This window comes from Muriicola sp. Z0-33 (assembly GCF_026126425.1).
Classification (GTDB): Bacteria; Bacteroidota; Bacteroidia; order Flavobacteriales; family Flavobacteriaceae; genus JAFMPW01.
Window position 1 is genome coordinate 18,684 of the sequence record NZ_JAFMPW010000013.1, and the last position, 18,431, is coordinate 37,114.

At 39.7% G+C, this 18,431-nt stretch carries 21 protein-coding genes; 15 read left to right on the top strand and 6 right to left on the bottom strand.

Translation table 11 applies throughout. From position 1 onward, the window contains the following. Genes J1G40_RS15370 through J1G40_RS15380 form a run of 3 tightly spaced genes read right to left on the bottom strand, consistent with a single transcriptional unit; the run spans position 1 to position 3,376 of the window. Entirely contained in the window at positions 1 to 750 is a 750-nt protein-coding gene (locus J1G40_RS15370; protein WP_265243547.1) for a Na(+)-translocating NADH-quinone reductase subunit C, read from the bottom strand. A 2-nt stretch (positions 751 to 752) separates the two neighbouring features. After that, a complete protein-coding gene (locus tag J1G40_RS15375; protein WP_265243548.1) occupies positions 753 to 2,021 on the bottom strand; it encodes an NADH:ubiquinone reductase (Na(+)-transporting) subunit B in 1,269 nt (422 codons plus the stop codon). A 2-nt stretch (positions 2,022 to 2,023) separates the two neighbouring features. After that, positions 2,024 to 3,376, bottom strand: a complete 1,353-nt coding sequence (locus tag J1G40_RS15380) for a Na(+)-translocating NADH-quinone reductase subunit A (protein ID WP_265243549.1) — start codon at positions 3,374 to 3,376, stop codon at positions 2,024 to 2,026. A gap of 242 nt (positions 3,377 to 3,618) precedes the next feature. Between J1G40_RS15380 and J1G40_RS15385 the strand changes: the two genes are divergently transcribed. The 5 genes from J1G40_RS15385 to J1G40_RS15405 all read left to right on the top strand — a co-directional run bounded on the left by J1G40_RS15385 (position 3,619) and on the right by J1G40_RS15405 (position 9,292). After that, positions 3,619 to 4,863, top strand: coding sequence for a DUF5103 domain-containing protein (locus J1G40_RS15385; protein WP_265243550.1), 1,245 nt, complete (start codon positions 3,619 to 3,621; stop codon positions 4,861 to 4,863). Positions 4,864 to 5,447: 584 nt separating this feature from the next. Further along, positions 5,448 to 5,834, top strand: coding sequence for a Co2+/Mg2+ efflux protein ApaG (gene apaG, locus J1G40_RS15390; protein ID WP_265243551.1), 387 nt, complete (start codon positions 5,448 to 5,450; stop codon positions 5,832 to 5,834). A 156-nt stretch (positions 5,835 to 5,990) separates the two neighbouring features. Then, positions 5,991 to 7,619 (top strand): L-glutamate gamma-semialdehyde dehydrogenase, encoded by a 1,629-nt coding sequence (gene pruA / locus J1G40_RS15395; protein ID WP_265243552.1) that lies wholly within the window; start codon positions 5,991 to 5,993, stop codon positions 7,617 to 7,619. Positions 7,620 to 7,890: 271 nt separating this feature from the next. Continuing rightward, complete coding sequence (locus J1G40_RS15400; protein ID WP_265243553.1) at positions 7,891 to 8,343, top strand: nuclear transport factor 2 family protein; 453 nt, start codon at positions 7,891 to 7,893, stop codon at positions 8,341 to 8,343. Positions 8,344 to 8,569: 226 nt separating this feature from the next. After that, entirely contained in the window at positions 8,570 to 9,292 is a 723-nt protein-coding gene (locus J1G40_RS15405) for an aspartyl/asparaginyl beta-hydroxylase domain-containing protein (RefSeq protein WP_265243554.1), read from the top strand. A gap of 385 nt (positions 9,293 to 9,677) precedes the next feature. On the opposite strand, the gene J1G40_RS15410 is transcribed toward J1G40_RS15405, so the two are convergent. After that, positions 9,678 to 10,271 carry a gluconate 2-dehydrogenase subunit 3 family protein gene (locus J1G40_RS15410; RefSeq protein WP_265243555.1) on the bottom strand — a complete coding sequence of 198 codons (594 nt, stop codon included), beginning with the start codon at positions 10,269 to 10,271 and terminating at the stop codon, positions 9,678 to 9,680. Positions 10,272 to 10,275: 4 nt separating this feature from the next. After that, positions 10,276 to 11,982 carry a GMC oxidoreductase gene (locus tag J1G40_RS15415; RefSeq protein WP_265243604.1) on the bottom strand — a complete coding sequence of 569 codons (1,707 nt, stop codon included), beginning with the start codon at positions 11,980 to 11,982 and terminating at the stop codon, positions 10,276 to 10,278. A 256-nt stretch (positions 11,983 to 12,238) separates the two neighbouring features. Between J1G40_RS15415 and J1G40_RS15420 the strand changes: the two genes are divergently transcribed. Next, positions 12,239 to 12,811 carry a nuclear transport factor 2 family protein gene (locus tag J1G40_RS15420; RefSeq protein WP_265243556.1) on the top strand — a complete coding sequence of 191 codons (573 nt, stop codon included), beginning with the start codon at positions 12,239 to 12,241 and terminating at the stop codon, positions 12,809 to 12,811. A 123-nt stretch (positions 12,812 to 12,934) separates the two neighbouring features. On the opposite strand, the gene J1G40_RS15425 is transcribed toward J1G40_RS15420, so the two are convergent. Next, positions 12,935 to 13,369 carry a cupin domain-containing protein gene (locus J1G40_RS15425; RefSeq protein WP_265243557.1) on the bottom strand — a complete coding sequence of 145 codons (435 nt, stop codon included), beginning with the start codon at positions 13,367 to 13,369 and terminating at the stop codon, positions 12,935 to 12,937. A gap of 72 nt (positions 13,370 to 13,441) precedes the next feature. On the opposite strand from J1G40_RS15425, the gene J1G40_RS15430 reads away from it, so the two are divergent. The 9 genes from J1G40_RS15430 (at position 13,442) to J1G40_RS15470 (ending at position 18,310) form a co-directional block, all read left to right on the top strand. Further along, a complete protein-coding gene (locus tag J1G40_RS15430) occupies positions 13,442 to 14,047 on the top strand; it encodes a TetR/AcrR family transcriptional regulator (RefSeq protein WP_265243558.1) in 606 nt (201 codons plus the stop codon). 175 nt (positions 14,048 to 14,222) lie between these two features. Beyond that, positions 14,223 to 14,678 (top strand): ankyrin repeat domain-containing protein, encoded by a 456-nt coding sequence (locus J1G40_RS15435; RefSeq protein WP_265243559.1) that lies wholly within the window; start codon positions 14,223 to 14,225, stop codon positions 14,676 to 14,678. Between the two features lie 25 nt (positions 14,679 to 14,703). Next, positions 14,704 to 15,051 (top strand): VOC family protein, encoded by a 348-nt coding sequence (locus J1G40_RS15440; RefSeq protein ID WP_265243560.1) that lies wholly within the window; start codon positions 14,704 to 14,706, stop codon positions 15,049 to 15,051. A 6-nt stretch (positions 15,052 to 15,057) separates the two neighbouring features. After that, positions 15,058 to 16,080 carry a Gfo/Idh/MocA family oxidoreductase gene (locus J1G40_RS15445; RefSeq protein WP_265243561.1) on the top strand — a complete coding sequence of 341 codons (1,023 nt, stop codon included), beginning with the start codon at positions 15,058 to 15,060 and terminating at the stop codon, positions 16,078 to 16,080. Between the two features lie 37 nt (positions 16,081 to 16,117). Then, the gene (locus tag J1G40_RS15450; protein ID WP_265243562.1) at positions 16,118 to 16,495 is read left to right on the top strand and encodes a nuclear transport factor 2 family protein; all 378 of its coding nucleotides are present in this window, start codon (positions 16,118 to 16,120) and stop codon (positions 16,493 to 16,495) included. Positions 16,496 to 16,598: 103 nt separating this feature from the next. After that, positions 16,599 to 17,150 carry a VanZ family protein gene (locus J1G40_RS15455; RefSeq protein WP_265243563.1) on the top strand — a complete coding sequence of 184 codons (552 nt, stop codon included), beginning with the start codon at positions 16,599 to 16,601 and terminating at the stop codon, positions 17,148 to 17,150. A 95-nt stretch (positions 17,151 to 17,245) separates the two neighbouring features. Beyond that, the gene (locus J1G40_RS15460) at positions 17,246 to 17,575 is read left to right on the top strand and encodes an ArsR/SmtB family transcription factor (protein ID WP_265243564.1); all 330 of its coding nucleotides are present in this window, start codon (positions 17,246 to 17,248) and stop codon (positions 17,573 to 17,575) included. Continuing rightward, positions 17,568 to 18,026 carry an SRPBCC family protein gene (locus J1G40_RS15465; protein WP_265243565.1) on the top strand — a complete coding sequence of 153 codons (459 nt, stop codon included), beginning with the start codon at positions 17,568 to 17,570 and terminating at the stop codon, positions 18,024 to 18,026. The genes J1G40_RS15460 and J1G40_RS15465 overlap by 8 nt, the downstream gene beginning before the upstream one ends. Before the next feature lie 44 nt (positions 18,027 to 18,070). Further along, positions 18,071 to 18,310: a DUF1059 domain-containing protein gene (locus J1G40_RS15470; protein WP_265243566.1), complete on the top strand. Its 240-nt coding sequence runs from the start codon at positions 18,071 to 18,073 to the stop codon at positions 18,308 to 18,310. The last annotated feature ends 121 nt before the right edge of the window (positions 18,311 to 18,431 follow it).

The following is an 18,431-nucleotide window of genomic DNA, read 5'->3' on the forward strand; positions in this document are numbered from 1 at the left end:
TTATTTAGCTCTAATAGTTTCTAAATAGTTCTTGTATAAATTTACACTCTCCCTTATCATCGCAGACACTCCATTTCCTGTAATAGTTGCTCCCGCCAGTGCATCCACTTCATTGTCGTCCTTTATCTTGTTCACCGGGTCATTATTGCCTTTGGCAACTGCAATACCAGCATAACGAGTGCCATCTAAAATACTTTCTCCGGTAAAATCGTCCATAAAATAGCGCTGCTTAATATTGGCACCCAATCCTGGTGTTTCTCCTTTGTGATCAAAATAAACACCTTGCACCACCAGCTGATCGTCCAGGGCAATAAAGCCCCAAATAGCGTCCCATAGGCCTTTACCATACATCGGAATTATATAGTATTTCTTAGCCTCTTTTTCTCCTATAAAAAGAGGTAATTTGGGAGTTTCACCATTTTTAGCAAGTGCCAGTTGCTTTTTTAGGTCGATCAGATAAGCTTCATCGTCATTGGTTATCTGATCTCCACTAATTACCAGTTGTTCTGTTATGTACTTGGAAAACTCATCTTCTACCCTGTCTGTAGGAATAAAATTTACATTCCCTTTGTCTTCATTTTCGTTGACTCCCATGGCATATAGAATGTTCTGCTGTTTTTCAAAACGTTCATTTTCCTTGATCCGTTCACTTAATGCCGAAGCGAGAAAAGCCAATACAGAGCCCACAACAACAACCATTAGTGCTGCGAAGACTACTGTGTATACATTTTTATCTGTGTTTATAGCCATGATTAAACTGTTTCTGCTTTTAATTCTTCTTCTTTACCAGCCGTACCCCTTGGGATAATTGTGGCATTCTTCATCCTTTTCATTCTTCTTCTGACGTTGCCGCGAATTACATAATGATCAATAGTTGGCGCAAAGACATTCATTAATAAAATAGCGAGAAAGACGCCTTCAGGATAGGCAGGGTTAAAAACCCGAATCATTACTGAAATAAACCCAATCAGGAATCCATAGATCCACTTTCCCCTGTTCGTCTGTGCTCCGGTTACCGGATCTGTTGCCATATAAACTATACCAAACGCAAGGCCACCCACAATGAGATGTTTCCAAAAGTCGAAACTCATCAGGCCGTAAAACTTGCTGGTCTCAGCTATCCATCCGGCATCTGCAACACCGTTGAATACAAGTCCCATTACCAGGGCGCCTGCCACCGCACTTACCATAATACGCCAACTGGCTATCTTTGAGAAAATCAAAAACAAACCGCCTAGCAGACATAAAAAGGCTGAGGTTTCACCAACAGAGCCTGGAATAAAACCAAAGAACATATCCGAGACAGAATAGTCGAACGTGCCATTCTGTGCAAGGTATCCAAGTACGGTTTCACCAGAAATAGCATCCGTGGTTCCTGCTCTTTCCACTGCTCCATGAACCCAAACTTTATCACCACTCATCCAGGTAGGGTAAGCAAAGAACAAAAATGCCCGGATAGTAAGTGCAGGGTTAAGGATATTCATTCCTGTACCACCAAAAACTTCTTTCCCAATTACCACCCCAAAAACAACTGCAACAGCAAGCATCCATAAGGGAGTGTCAACAGGAACAATCAAAGGAACCAACATCCCTGTCACCAGATATCCTTCTTCTACTTCATGTCCTTTAATTACTGCGAAAATAAACTCGATGAACAATCCTACGCCGTAAGAAACTATTACCAAAGGAATCACTTGCACAAATCCCAGCCAAAAGTTTTCCCAGGTTAAAAAGTGTTCCATTACAGAGAAATTCTCCGGAAACCCATTTATTGCGGAATAGTGCTGATAGCCAGTGTTAAAAAATGAAAATAACAATACGGGTATCAAGGCCATAATGACCGTATTCATGGTACGCTTTAAATCGTCCACCACTCGCACATGTGATCCTGAATGTGTAGTTTCATCCGGGGAAAACAAAAAGGTATGGAAAGCATTAAACGCCGGGGCCATTTTCTTACCCCTGTATCTATGCTTTAAAATGTGTAACCTTTTTTTGAATGTCAATCTCTTATCGCTCATCTTTATCCAATTTCTTGATGTAGTAAATCCAATCCTTCTCGAATTATCTGCTGATGGGGTTGTTTGGAGATGCAAATAAATTCAGTTAATGAAAAGTCTTCCGGGATTACTTCATATAGTCCCAGTTGTTCCATTTCATCTAAGTCTTTTACCATGCAAGCTTTTAATAGTTGCAAAGGGTATATATCCATAGGAAAAACTTCCTCATACCTCCCGGTAACAACAAAAGCCCTGTGCTCACCATTTGTATTTGTAGACAGATCGTATTTCTTTTTTGGTTGCATCCAGGAAAATGTCAAAGCTCTGGTAGATGAAATCTTATCGAAGACAGGTTTGTTCCAACCAAATAGCTCATAGTCATCTCCTTCCGGAATTGCGGATACGGTAATATTGTAAAAACCAAGATGCCCATCCTGTTTGGATTTAGATCCGGTTAGTACGTCACCATTAATTACTCTGAAATTTTTAATATTAACTCCACTGGCATATAGAAAGGTTGCAATTTCTGCCCCTATCTTAGTTGCATAATATTTAGGAGATTTTACAGAAGAACCCACAAGTGCCACGATACGCTCAGGGTTGTATTTCCCTGTTAACATAGCTTCTCCAATGATTACAAGATCCTGAGGAGAAAGCGTCCATACCAACTCGCCTTTATTTATTGGATCTATTTTATTTATCTGTGTCCCTACCAATCCGGCCGGATGTGGTCCGGAAACCTTATGAAGTGTAATTCCTTTTAAAGCATCAAAAGGGGATGTGCCATTTTTCCCAACGGAAACATGCACTTTTCCAGGAGTTAGCTTGGACAGGGCGGTTAAAGCAGCTTGCAATTCAACTTCTTTACCATTAAGTACATAATCAACATCAGCTGCCAGAGGTGCTGTCACATAAGCAGATATAAATATTGCTTTTGGCGTGGTGTCAGGATCTGCTATCAGATCATATGGCCTTTGTTTTATAAACGGCCAGCAACCGGATTTTAACAGATAAGCCCTGATATTTTCATCAGTAGCTGTTTCAGGATCCAAAGGAACATGTTCCAATTGCTCCTGATTCTTATCTGCCAGGATTTTTAGACTTAAAATTCTTCTGCGTGCGCCACGTACAATTTCTATCAATTCCCCACTAACAGGAGACACAAATAACATTTCCTCATTGCTTTTTTCGTAAAACAGCGCTTCGCCGGCCTTTACCTCGGCGCCCTGTTTCACGAGCATTTTAGGGGTTATTCCATGAAAATCCTGAAGATTTATTGCGTAAACGTTGCTTAAAACAGCTTTGGAAGTAGTGAGTTCCGCAGCACCAACAAGGTTAATGTTTAAGCCTTTTTTAATACGGATGTCTTTTGACATATATCGTAGACCTTAGTTAGAACCGCCCTTATTGGGCATTTGATATAAGATGACCTTTATGACCGTATTTATTCTATGCAATGGTCTAATGGCCAAGGTGATTTTTCTTTGTATAAATACGCTGCAAAAGTAGCACTTAATGGAAAGTTTTCATAATTATTATCTAGAAATTTGGGCTTTACATCGATAGGAATTTTTCGGGCATGCTTTTTGTTTACCTTTGCCTGAAAATTCTGTGAAAAATGCGCCCAATCCTTAAACAGATTGTTTTACTATTCTTTAGCCTCTCGCTTTATGCGCAGGTACAGGAGGAGGTGCACCCACCTTCAAATATAAAATCTGTAATTTTTAAAGGGCCTACAGAAGATCAATTTCCAATAGTACAGCTGGGAGAACCTATTTATCTGGAATTTGATGACATCCTTGCTAACGAACAGGATTATTATTACAAAATTGTTCATTGCGATTACGACTGGACGCCTTCCCAGCTCTTAAAATCGCAATACCTGAACGGAGTGGACAACCAACGTATAATAGACTATGAGAACAGTTATAATACACTTCAACCTTATTCTAATTACAGGCTAACCATCCCAAATGAAAATTTAAGATTAAAAGTTAGTGGCAACTACCTTATCGAGATTTACAACAGCTCATATGAATTACAGTTTTCCAGAAGGTTCCTTGTCTATAAAGACCTGGCTAAGGTAGGGGCATACACCAAGCGGTCCAGGGATTTTAATTTTTTAAATGAAAAGCAGTCCGTACAATTCTCGGTTTTTCCTTCCGGTATTCAGCTTGTGAACCCTAAGAAAGAGGTGAAAATTGTAATTCTTCAGAATTACCACTGGCCCACTGCCCGCTATAATATTCCGCCACAATTTACAATGGGAAGTGAATTGGTTTACAAATATGACAAGGAGACAAGTTTTTTTGGCGGCAATGAGTTCCTAAATGTCGACACTAAAGACCTAAGGGCTCCAACAGCAGCCATCTCTCACATTGAATATAAGGATTTGTACCACACCTATCTTTTTACAAATCTTTATAGAAACGACAGGCCTTATACCTATTTTCCAGATATCAACGGCGACTTTGTAATACGCACTTTACAGGGAAGCAATGTCTCCAGGGAGGCCGAATATACTCAGGTACATTTTAGCTTACCTTATACCGAAATGATAGGACTGGACGAAGTTTTTGTCTTCGGTAAATTTAATAATTATGTCCTGGAAGAAGTAAATAGAATGACCTACAACGAGACTAATGGTAATCTGGAAGCTACTATTCTTCTTAAACAAGGCTTTTACAATTATAAATATGTAATCCAAAGAGAGGACCAAACCGTTGAATTAAATACGATCAGCGGAAATTTTCACTTCACCGAAAACAACTATACTGTACTGGTCTACTACAGAAACTTCGGAGAGCTCTATGATAGTTTAATTGGAATTGGATCTACCAACTCCAAAGATATTACCAACTAGCAAATAATATAACTTTAGCATACTGAAGTTTCAGAGATTGCAGAATGATTGCTAAGACCATTTATTTCGTTTGCATCTTAAAAAAGATCGGCTCATTGGTTTTAAATACAATACATCAGAAATGTACTATAGAAATCCGAAAAGATAATGAGGCTTCCTTCTAAACAATGGATAGTTTCCTTAGCAATAAGACTGCCTATTGGCCAACTTATTTCCCGCCCCCTCTAAACGCCATTCTTTGGCTCACTGGCCTTTACCCTCTTCATATGATAGGTTTACATCAGAAAAAGATATACTTATACCGATTATGTCATCTATAGTTTTCATAATCAGTCCTTATTATTTATCTTGCTCATTATTAGTTTCTTAGTTGACTTAAATTTTTAAAGTTAACAGTGCATTAATTTTCATTTTGATCCTTGCGATCTTTCTGTATAAAGCAATGCGGAACTTATAGAAACAAGGTAGGTTTAAAACAATATTAAAATACCTGTTTCTTAATGCTATTTTTTTTATTTTAGCCGGTGTGACCGTCTTTATATTGATAGTTGTAGGCGTTTTCACTTATTAGACAGAACCAGATTATGATCACTCAAGTAACCAAAGGCATTAAAATATCTGTAGATACTAGTTTTGAAGGAACCTTCTTCAAGAACTATAAAATGCATTTTGCATTTGGCTATACCATAACTATTGAGAATCAAAGCAAGGATTCGGTTCAACTTACTTCCAGGCATTGGGAAATCTATGACTCACTCAACGACTTTGAAGTGCTGGATGGTGAAGGAGTGATTGGAAAAAAACCAGTTATCAAACCCGGGGAATCGCACACTTATAGCTCCGGATGTCTTTTAGCTTCTCCTATAGGAGCTATGAAAGGCCATTATAATATGGTTAATTTTACTTCCACTGAAAAATTTCGTGTGTACGTACCCACTTTTAAGTTCAGTGCCCCTTTTGCCTTGAATTAAACCGGAATTTTACTTATACACTTACCCCCCCGTTACATAGTTTATTATGCCTGGCGCTTTACAACACTTGTATTAGCCAATTCTTAATTTGGCATTGTTACAATCAGCACAAATTTCCGTATTTTTGCATGGATTTTTAACTTAAAAAAATAAAGAATGGGTAAAGGGTTTTTTCAGGTGCCAACCGCCGTAAATGAACCAATAAAAAATTATGCTCCCGGTACTTCGGAAAGAACAGAAGTGCTAGAGCAGTACAAGAAATATTTTGAAGGACAAGTTGATGTTCCCTTATACATTGGTGATAAGGAAATACAGACTGGGAACAAGAAACCCATGTCTCCCCCTCATGATCATAAACACATTGTAGGGCACTACCACATAGCCGAAAAGAAACATGTTAGCGAAGCGATTGATAATTGTCTGAAAGCAAAATCTTCCTGGGCGGCTCTTAACTGGGAACAGCGAGCAGCCATTTTTTTGAAGGCTGCAGATCTTATCGCAGGTCCCTATAGGGCAAAGATCAATGCGGCAACCATGATAGCCCAATCTAAAACCATCCATCAGGCCGAAATAGATGCAGCATGTGAATTTATAGATTTTCTAAGGTTTAATGTTGAGTTCATGTCGCAGATTTATGAGGAACAACCAGAATCTGCTGAAGGGATTTGGAATAGGGTGGAATACAGGCCACTCGAAGGTTTTGTATATGCCATTACTCCATTTAACTTTACCGCAATTGCGGGGAATCTTCCGGCCAGTGCTGCTCTGATGGGCAATGTAGTGGTTTGGAAACCCAGTGATAGCCAGATATTTTCGGCCAAAGTAATTGTTGATGTATTCAAAGAAGCAGGGGTGCCAGATGGCGTAATAAACGTGGTTTACGGAGATCCTGTCATGATTACTGAAACCGTTTTATCCAGTCCGGATTTTGCTGGCATTCACTTTACAGGCTCTACCCATGTTTTTAAATCTTTATGGAAGCAAATTGGCAATAACATAGAGATATATAAAACCTACCCCAGGATTGTTGGTGAAACTGGAGGAAAAGACTTTATCCTTGCCCATCCAACGGCAAAACCTCAACAAGTAGCTACTGCAATTACAAGAGGAGCCTTTGAATTTCAAGGGCAGAAGTGTAGTGCAGCCTCCAGGGTTTATCTTCCCAAATCCACATCGGAAGAAATACTGGAATTGGTGAAAAAGGATCTGAAATCTATTAATTCCCCAGGTTCTCCTGAAGACATGACCAACTTTATTACAGCTGTGATTCATGAAGGATCCTTTGATAAATTGGAGCGTTACATTCAGCAGGCTAAAAAAGACGAATCTGCACAAATTGTTGCAGGTGGAGGTTGTGATAAATCGAAAGGTTATTTTATAGAACCTACTGTTATTGTTACCTCAGACCCCCATTACACGACAATGGAAACCGAGTTATTTGGACCTGTGGTTACTGTTTACGTCTATGATGATAAAGACTGGGAAAAAACTTTAAACCTTGTAGATACTACTTCTGAATACGCATTAACCGGGGCCGTTTTAGCCACTGACAGATACGCAATTGATCAAGCCACAAAAGCCCTTGAGAATTGTGCCGGTAATTTCTACATCAATGACAAGCCAACTGGCGCTGTAGTAGGACAACAACCCTTTGGAGGCGCCAGAGCTTCCGGAACTAATGACAAGGCGGGTTCTGCACAGAATTTACTTAGATGGGTTTCTCCAAGATTAATTAAAGAAACTTTTGTAACCCCTGAAGATTACCGGTATCCGTTTTTGGGATAAGTTATTTTATTAAATTAAGAAAGCCCCAGGTGAACCTCTGGGCTTTTTTGTTTTGGTTAACTTATAATATTGAGTTAATAGCCATAACCCAAATGCATTGGTAAGCGGAGAATTTTGTAATTTAAAAACAACTTAAACATTAAAACAAAACAAGTATCCCTGTTCTTTGCTTTATATTGCTACTTGGAGCCGAATAGTTTTAACTATCCCGAATTTAAGCTAATTAAAGAAGCAGCAGATTAAATGGTGTACAATAAAAAACGATTTAATTATGAACAAAAAAGTCTTCTTAATTGTCCTTCATATAATGACTGCAGTATCCCTAAGCTCCCAACAAAATTGTTTAAGTACAGAAAGGTTATTGGCTATGGATGCAGCCTGGGAAAAAGCCCTGTTAACATCCGATACCCAACAATTAAATTCCATGCTGGCCGAAGACTTTATCTGGGTTCATAACCACGCTTCCCTTACAGACTCAAAAGCCATGCTTCTGCAACGGGCATCTGATCCAAAGATTGGAGCTACAGGAAAGACCAGGTCACGTGTTCAAAGAGATGTTAGCGTAATTATTAAAGGTGCAACCGGGGTGGTTACGGGAACTACGGTTGTAGATCGTGGCCCTAGTCCGACCACCTATCATTTTATGAGGACCTATGTTGAAAATAACGGGAATTGCTTACTGCTGGCTAACCATACCATGGCCGTTCCGGATAAGGGAGAATAATAACGAGAATTCAATTGCTAAAAGTATTAAAAGATATTAAAGGGAAAAGTGGGCGCTGCCATAAAAAATAATACTAAACAAGCTTCTAAAGTAATATTCGGTGCCTTTTAACTTCTATTATTCTCCTTTAAACTGTTCAATTTCCTAATATGGGAGTTCTGACGTAAATTTCAATTATAATTGTCCATTTTAGAAGAAGTACTCAATCAATTTTAAGTAAAAAACCTTGAATACAAACGGGAGCATTCCATATCTAAAACTGCCCTTCCAATTCAACCAGGAAAGGCTTTTAAACGATTTGTCAATAATTGCTGAGAATAAATGGATTCCACATTTTAATACCGCAGGTTATAACGGGGAATGGAAAGTTATTCCTCTGTATTCACAGAATGGCAGGGACAATGATATTTTTGCACTACCGGTGGAAAATCCCGTAATACAAGAAACAGCCATTTTAAAAGCCTGTGATTATATGCAGGAGGTAATCAACTCTTTTAAGGTTCCTATTCTCTCTGCCCGCATTTTAAGATTGGGAAAAGGAGCAAAAATTAAGCCACACAAGGATCATGAATTAGGCTACGAAAACAATAATTTCAGATTGCATATTCCTATTAGCACCAATGATAAAGTTCAATTCATCCTGGATGGGGTCAACATAGTCATGCGGCCAGGTGAGTGCTGGTATACCAACGTTAATTATGAGCATAGTGTGGCCAATGAAGGCAAAACTGATCGGGTGCATTTGGTCATTGACGGCGGAAGAAATGAATGGTCCGATAAATTGTTTTTTTCATTAGCCCCCAAGGAGCGTTTCAGGACGGCACCTAAAGAAATTGAGGATCCGGAAACCCTTAGAAAAATCATTGACCAATTGACACTGAGCAATGAGCCGGCTGCCCAATCCTTGATTGAACAATTGCAACAAAAACTTAATCAGACAGCCCCTTGAGAATTGAACTTTATTCTGTTTTATGCGTCTTCTGCTCAATTCTCTACAGGAAATCTAATCCAAACAAATTTGAAAATTAAAATCTAACCGTTTAAGATATTCAATCTCAACATCACGCCCTATCCCATTCCTGGGGCATACAATGAATATGGAGAACAGTCTGAGCAAAACAACTCAACCTCCCCGACTATTAAAAATAAACGGCAAAAAACAGGAGAAACTGACTATATAAAAAAAGGGAATAGCAAGATCCTGTAATATTACGGAGGTATTTTTTTATAAAGATTTTTGTGGCCTTGGATTAAAAAAACGAATGTCCTATTGCCTGGAAATTCTAATGGCCAACCAATGAAATGTACTATTCAAAGGCGAGGAAGTCATCTAATTACAAACTATAACGGTTCCCTACATCCGACAGGGGGATACATCCCAGGTACTGTTGGGGAATTGGATCGTAATTTAATACCTTCTCTCCAATTTCCTCCGAGGTAAAATACCCCCATATTGCCATAGATTTCAATGACCTGTAAAATCCTATAGGTTCTTGTTTCCCTACAGCAGTTCCCCAAACCGAACCACCAAATTTACCCGATTTAGCTTCAGCGACCCTTAATACCTCTTTCTTCTGATCATCGTTTAACCCAACAAAATCAGCTCCCAATCCCTGGCAGTACATCTCGTTAAAATTGCTTATACCTGATCTGAAGTCCTGCTGTCCTTCCGAGCTGAAAGTCTTTGCAACTACTTTATCTATAAACAGGTCTACCTTCACATCCAGTGCACCAGGAGTATTGGTGCGGGGTAATATTTGGTCTACAATGGAAGAAATAAATTTGGCCTCCCCTTCATCAAAAAAAAGCGGTTGCCAGCTTTGTCTTGTTTCTGATTTACAAGATTGTAATAAGGATATTAAAGTAGGCATTGTAAATGCCGCCCCGGCCATCCATCCTGCACTTTGCAAAGCTTTTCTCCTGTCCATAGATTTAAATATTAAGTTTTTTCAATTCTTCAACTGCATGATTCGCTGCCCTTGCCGTTATGGCCATATAGGTAAGTGATGGATTTACACAGGAAGATGATGTCATACAGGCACCATCGGTAACAAAAACATTATTAGCTCCGTGCACCTGATTAGTTCCATTGAGCACTGAGGTTCTTGGATCACGACCCATTCTTGCTGTACCCATTTCGTGGATGCCATAGCCAGGTTCATGTTCGTTATCAAAACCTACAATTTCTTTTACTCCAGTTCTTTCGAGCATTTCTACGGCATCTTCTTTAATCTGCCGGTTCAGAGCCTTTTCATTTTCCTTAAACTCGCAATCAATGGCCAGAGTAGGCTGCCCCCATTTATCCAGGTTATTTTTATCTAATGAAACTTTATTATCATGATACGGTAAGCACTCAGAAAATCCGGTGATAAAAAATTCCCATGGACCCGGCTTCATAATGCTATCCTTATAATCAGCACCAAATTCTTCCCTATTGGCTGCCTGAGAAATGCCGGCGCGTCCTCCACCACCCTGAAAGCCAAAACCACGAATAAATTTGTCGGATTTGGTATTATCATCAATATTGACATACCTGGGTATATAGATGCCGTTGGGCCTTCTTCCTTTGTAATACTTGTCTTCAAAACCTTCCACTTTTCCCATTGCGCCAATCCTATAGGTATGATCCATAAGATTATGACCAAGTTCGCCGCTGTCATTTCCCAATCCATTTTGGAACCTCCCAGAAGTAGAATTTAGAAGAATCTGTGTGCTACTTAGCGTGGAGGCATTGCAAAAAATAATTTTTGAGTTAAATTCAAAAGTTTCATTGGTTTCGGCATCTATTATTCGCACCCCTGTGGCTTTGCCCTTTTTGTCGTCATAAACAATAGATTGTGCAATAGAATAGGGTCTTATTGTTAAATTACCTGTAGCACTAGCCGCGGGTAAGGTAACGGCATTACTACTAAAATATGCCCCATATGGGCATCCCCTACTGCAGCGGTTTCTGTATTGGCATTGGCCTCTTCCATTCAGGGGTTTGGTAAGATGTGCCACCCGGCCAATAATCAGGTGTCTACCAGGAAATTCTTTTTCAATTCGACTTTTTAGGTGCTTTTCGACACAATTTAGCTCCATTGGCGGCAAAAAATGACTATCCGGCAATTGTGGCAGGCCAAGGGCTTCCCCACTTATCCCGGCAAACTTTTCTACGTACTCATACCAAGGAGCTATATCCTTATAGCGGATCGGCCAATCTATCCCATGCCCATCTTTGGCATTTGCCTCAAAATCCAGGTCGCTCCATCGATAAGTTTGCTTACCCCATAACAGCGACCTACCGCCCATTTGATGACCTCTCATCCAAAGAAATGGTTTAACTTCTGTATAAGGATTTTCTTCATCGTTGGCCCAAAAATGTTCGGTATCAGAACCGATAAAACCTGATCGTATTCCTTTATAGTGGCGCTTCTTCTCTTCCGGAGTTAAACCTCCTCTTAATTCAGTATCCCAGGGATCGAGGTTCATTGTTGGATAATCTTTAAGGTGTTCCACAATAGGTCCACGTTCAAGGACCAAAGTTTTAAGCCCCTTTTCGCAAAGCTCCTTTGCCGCCCATCCCCCACTTATACCCGATCCTATAACAATAGCGTCATAGGTCATTTGCGTTTTCGCATCAATATTAAAGTTGGCCATACTCTCTGAATTGTAGCCATCCAAGATATATATTTAATATCATGGTTGCAAAAAAAGGAAGACATGATTAGCATATTCTATCCTTGCCTAAAATCCTTTGCATAAGATATTTTAGCATCACTAATGGCAATGTCATATACCATAAAATTGTCATTAGTTAAAGGTATTGATCTGCCAATCAGCGAAGTGTTAAATTAAACTCATAAAAAATTGTATCTTTAATAGCAACCTAAATATTAAATAAAAAACCAACAAAATGAAAAAACAATTATTTAGTCTGATTGTCCTGGCACTTCTTGTGCTGGCAGGCTGCAAAGAAGCAGCCACTATGGAGGAAACTGAAACTACCGAACAAGCTGCCCCTGACACCGCGGATTACGACAAAAAAGTAGCGGTGATCCGTGCTTTTTTTAAGGCACATTGTGATGAGGATCTGGAGGCTCAAAGCGCCATACTTTCCGATACTATGAAATGGAGCCCGCCTGACTATAACGGGAACAAATGGTTAGGAAAAGAAGAGCTATTAGCAGCCTTAAAAGGTTACCATGATGGATTTGAAAACATAAAATATCACGAGGGAATAGTGATGCCAGATTCCACGGCTAACGGCTTCTGGTCCGGATCGGTTTTCCCTGGTTCTAATGCTACGGCAAGCGCAGGTGTGATCAGGGTTTATGGCACCTGGACAGCCACGCATAGTGAAAGCGGGAAAGAAATTGGTGTGAAATTTTTTAACCTGAGTAGCATTAATGAGGATGGGAAAATTGTACAAAGCTCAGACTATTTTGACGTAAATGGCCTGGCAGCACAAATAGCGGCAGAGGAATAGAGTTATGATTTTTAAATAAAAAGGTGGCCTAATGGCCACCTTTTTTATTACTATATCTGCTTAGTTAGCCCTCTGGTTCCTATTGAAACTCATCCCGGTCTCTCTATCAGGATAGCGCACTATTTAAACCTGGATATGCATGTCATAATCGGCTGCGGTCTTAATCACCTCCTGAATTAAATGAGGAGCAACTGATTTGTGTACCGCATCGGTCTCATCTGCCGGAACGCCCATTTTTTCAAAGAACTCCCTAAATCCTTTTGGGCTGTGAATATTAACCCATTTACAGGGTTGATCACTGGAATTACTGAAGGTATGAACAGTTTTGGGGGGAATATCTACAGATTCACCGGCCTTTACTTTTAGTAGTTCACCATTGACCATAAAATCCATTTCCCCGTCTATGATGAGAAAAGATTCTTTATAACTATTATGTGAATGTGGGGGTGGTCCCTGCACTTTAGGAGGAGTTTCACCAAGAGCTAAATCGTAATCACCGGAGGTGAAATAGGGTGTAACCTTGTGTCCAAGTACCCATTTGGAAGTTGATTGTATCATTTTATGAGATTTTAGTCTCACAAATGTAATTGGAAGTTTTGAATTATCAAAATTTTATAAGACATTTGTCTCATGAAGGATGAATATACAAGTACAGGAAGAAAACTACAAAAACTCAAGACCAGGAAAAATATTCTTTCCAGTGCTCAGAAACTTCTTGCCAAAGGAAGCCACTTTACCCTGGAAGATGTGGCCGAAGATGCCTCTATTTCCCGTGCGACAATTTATCGGTATTATTCTAATGTAGAAGTGCTTTCGGCCGAAGCCGGACTCGACCTTAATACCAAAAGTCCGGATGCTATCTACAAGGAATTACAGGATCAGGACTTGCAGGCTGTCATTCTTGGAATTCAGGATTATTTTAATCAATTGGCTCTTGACAATGAGCAGGCTTTTAGAAAATACCTAAGCGTTGTCCTGACTTCAACGGCGGAAACCAGACAAAGGGGAGCAAGAAGGACCAAAACCCTTGACCTGGCCCTGTCTGAAAACCATGGTTCACTCAACCAATTAGAGATAGAAAACCTGAACCATATTGCTACCATCCTGATGGGCATTGAACCTCTTATTGTAAGCAAAGATGTTTGCCGTTTAAACAATACAGAATCCCTTGAATTACTAAAATGGGGCTTGCAAATGATATTAAAAGGAATACTTTCAGCAAAGCATACTTCCTAATCGTTATTGGCGGGATGAAACAGTAGCCGATTTTAACTTTTAGCCAAATATATCAGAAAAAGATAGCAGACCACTACTATCCCGTCAAACGATAACATTAGCTTAAATTTTGTAATTTTAAATAGGCTGTATGCTACAGTCGTCTTCTGGAATTGTTTAAAATTTGATCGTTGCTATGCTCCGTGGTTCCAAAAAACTGATATTATTGCTATTAGTGATTCCGTTAGGACTGTCATTGTATGGGCAAGAATTAACCGTGGAGATTGCAAATAATATTAAGTACGGACGCACCCAAAATTTGACGCAATTTACGACAGCGGAGAAAATTAACGGCTGCCTCAGCGTAAAAGACAGCAAAAAATATGGTTTTCTGGCCATCAGCATCAAGTTAAAATCTATGAAAGCATTACAGTTTTTTGTAGACAATGGAGCCGATGTTGAGCAAGTGTGCGCAGATAAAACTCCCTTGATGTATGCCGCAAAATACGGGCAATTTGAAATGGTTAAATATTTGGTAGAAAGCGGAGCCGATCCTGATACCTCAATTCGCGGCTACCGGGCAATTAATTACGCCAGAAGATACCATCATCCCGAAATAGCAAGGTACCTGAAGAAGCAAAAATATAATTAATGAGTAAGCACTAACCTTATCTAAAATGGAACTGGAAAATAACCATATCAATTATGTGGAGTTTAAGGCAAAGGACCTGGAAACTGTTAAGCAATTCTACCAGAAATGTTTTGGATGGAAATTTACGGATTATGGCCCTACATATGTGTCCTTTGCAGAAAGTGGACTATATGGCGGATTTGAAAGATCTGACCAGCAAGTAGTAAATGGAGCATTGATTGTTTTGTATCATCAGGAATTGGAAACCGTGCAAAACAAAATTATAGCAGCTGGTGGTAAGGTTGTAAAAGATATATTCTCCTTCCCGGGAGGTCACAGATTTCATTTTACAGACCCAGCAGGGAATGAACTTGCAGTCTGGTCCGATAAATAATATTGCATGTCTGAAAAAATTAACCTTTGTATCGTCGGGCTTGGCCGGGCCGGAAGATTTCATCTCCAGGCAATTAAAAAGTTAGATTCCTGCTCCCTGAAATATGTTGTTGATCCGGGAATTGCTGAGAATGACGAGCTGGTCAGCAGCAACAATTTCACCTTGTTAAGTGAAATTACCCCGGCACTTTCTGATACACAGCTCAATGGTGTTATCGTCTCTGCCCCTACCCAATTTCACTATGAAATTATTTGCCGGGCCCTGCAAGCCGGGAAGCATGTTTTTACGGAAAAGCCCCTTGGGAAAACTGCCACTGAAATCAAAACTTGTTTTGATCTGGCTAAAGAAAAAGGTCTTTCGCTATACCTGGGTTTTCAGCGCCGTTATGACACCAATTTTATCGCTTTAAAGAAAAGCCTAGAAACAATTGGACAGGTACGAACAATAAAAATGAGCTCTAGAGACAATCCCAAACCATCGCTGGATTATTTAAAAATATCCGGAAATATATTCCATGATATGCTGATTCACGACTTTGACATGCTACAATTTTTGCTGGGAGATAAAGTTCCTGTGGCAGTATCTGCCTTTGGCCATGCTTACGACCCTGAAATAAAAAAAATACCCGACTTCGATACCGTCCTGGTGACCCTGAAGTTTGATGATGGCCTTATCTGTGCAATTGATACCAGCCGCATAGCCGAATACGGTTATGATCAAAGGATAGAACTCTTTGCCGAAAAGGGAATGGCAATAGCAGAAAATCAAAAAAATAATACCGTAGAAGTACACACCAAAAAAGGGAGCTTTTTGACCCCCATAAATTACTCTTTTCCAACTCGTTACAAAGACGCCTACAGTGCTGAAATTGCAGATTTTGTAGCCGCAATTCCAAAAGAGAATAGTGTTAATGTTTCAAAAAGACAATGTTTGATAGGCCATTTAATTGCCCAAGCCGCCTATAACTCAGCAATCACAAATAGCGTAATCGACTTTAAAAAAGAATATGCCGGGATTATCGACGATTAAATAATAAATACCGGGAGAAAAGGTAAATACTACATTTATGCAATTAGAAAAGAACAAGGAAAACGCAATTGCTTTTTATAAAATGGCCTATGAAGGCCATCCGAAAGAAGCATCTGAACGCTACGTAGGATCAGAGTATATTCAGCATAACCCCCTGGTAGGAGATGGTATTGGCCCTTTTGTTGATTATTTTGAACGTATGGCCAAAGAATATCCAAACAAATCTATATCGTTTGTCAGAGCCATAGCGGAGGACGATTTGGTGGCCCTCCATACCCATCAAATCTGGCCGGGAGGCATAGAATATGTTACCATGGATTTCTTTAGGTTTGATCAGCATGGCAAGATAGTGGAGCACTGGGATGCAATGCAGGAGATTCCGGCAACTTCAGCAAATAGCAATACCATGTATTAATTCATCGTACTTCTTTCTTATGTACATAGAATGCAAAAGAAAAGAAGTTCGGAATCTCGGCTGAAGACATATTTATATTTAAAGGTTTAAAACATTGGGAAGTATGGCTTTCTTTAAATCTGCTCGTGAACGCAAACTCTGGCTTTTGGCCCTGGCAGTTCTGGTGGCAATCTATGCCACCGTTGGGCTTGGAAGGACGCTCGCCGGGGTGATGCGAGACAGGGGAATACTTTCTGACAGTATCTGGATAGGAATCTTTCTGGTAGCGGCTACTGTTGTGGCCCACGGGCTTAAACTGCGCCCTGCAAGAATTGAACTGGCAGCCTGGCTGGGTATTGCCGCAGCCTATTTTTTTATACTGATAAGAATGGGCATTCCTGAAGAACGCAGTCACCTGATTGAGTACAGCGTCTTGGCGGTATTTATCTATGAGGCCCTTAGAGAACGTAAAAAGAAGGGTGGAAAGGTTCCTTATCCTGCCATAATTGCCTGGTTGGCTACTGCCCTATTCGGAGTCATTGATGAATGCATCCAAGCCTTAATTCCTGATAGGGTATTTGACCTGGCAGATATAGCATTTAATGCTTTTGCCGGTTTTCTGGCCATAACTTCCAGCCTGATATTGAGCTGGATACGTGGCTTAGTTGCTAAGTAATATCCCATAATAAATATATGACCAACTTTCAAAAATAAAATTTGCGTAACCAAACGATTACGCTTATATTTGTAACCGTTTAGTTACATAAAGACATGAGAAGAGATGTTTTTCAAGCCATAGCAGATCCTGTAAGAAGAGACATAATTAAACTCCTGGCTAAAGAAAGCCGCACTGTAAATGCGGTTGCCGAAAAGTTTGAAGTGAGTCGGCCTGCTATTTCCAAACATTTAAAAATACTAGAAGAGTGCGATATAATAGAAATTCATAAAAAGGGAAGGGAACGATTTTGCGAAATACAGCCCAGAAAATTAATCCCGGCATTTATTTGGATAGAACAATATCGAAATTTATGGGAAGAGCAACTAGACTCCTTTGAAGATCATTTGAAATCATTAAAAACTAAATACAATAAAGATGAGTAATAAAGACAACCGAACTTTAACCCTGGAACGCACATTTGACGCTCCCATAAAATTGGTCTGGGAAGCCTGGACCCAACCAGAGCATATTGCCGCCTGGTGGGGACCTAAAGGCATGAAGACAGAAGTAGTTGAACATAATTTTGAAGTTGGTGGCAAATGGAAATATGTAATGCTAATGCCAGACGGAAACGAGTTTATCGGGGAAGGGGAATATTCAGAAATAGAAGAATTAAAGAAAATTATCACCTCTGCTAATTTCAGACCCATGACCGTCGGGGTAGAATTACAAGTGTTTTTAGAGGAAATAAATGATAAAACAAAATTTGTGTTTAAAGTGGTGCACGAAACCGAAGCATACTGCAGACAACAAGAAGAAATGGGCTTTTACAACGGTTGGGCTTCTACTTTTGACCGACTTCAGGACCACCTCACAACTGTTGCCGGCAATTAGTAATCAAATGGTATTCTAACTAAATAACAATTAAATAGTGAATTATGAAAACAATGACCTGTAACCAATTAGGTGGAGCTTGTGATATGGCATTTAGCGCCAATTCCTTTGAAGAGATTTCTGAGATGAGCAAGAACCACGCCATGGAAATGTTTCAAAAAGGAGATAAAGCACATCTGGATGCAATGCAAAATATGAAGGAACTCATGAAATCTCCAGATGCTGTTCAAAAGTGGTTTCAGGAGAAGCGAGATGCTTTTGACGCCATGCCTGAAAACAAATAGGCAACCTGGCTTCTTATATGAAAAGCCCTAACTTAACAGCTTTTTAAAGAGTTTCTGATTGGTGCTTATCATCATTTTATAAATTAAAAACTAAGCAGTTTACCACTGAGTGATAGGATAA